This window comes from Peribacillus sp. NPDC056705 (genome assembly GCF_043656335.1).
Window position 1 is genome coordinate 1 of record NZ_JBHTYI010000240.1, and the last position, 272, is coordinate 272.

At 52.6% G+C, this 272-nt stretch carries 1 pseudogene; it reads right to left on the reverse strand.

What is annotated here, in order from left to right:
* Nucleotides 1-272 (reverse strand): annotated as a pseudogene (locus tag ACFRAK_RS29310) (SpoIID/LytB domain-containing protein); the annotation flags it as partial.

The following is a 272-nucleotide window of genomic DNA, read 5'->3' on the forward strand; positions in this document are numbered from 1 at the left end:
TTGCCTGTCTCCTTGGCGTTATCCGCTCTCACATAGCCTTGAACCCCGTTTGATAGCAGCACGTGATACCACTTGTTCAGTGACGCCTGTGCTGAGGCATCACCTGAACTCTGAACGGAGGTAAGTACATCATGCCGATTTCCCCAGATCTCGACCGCATCGGCTGTAATGCCCCCGCTATTCGATGAGAATACCGTCTCGACCAATCGGCCATCTTTCTTCACGACCTCCCCTTGAGTCGCATCGACTGCGGCAATTATACTATCGAACTC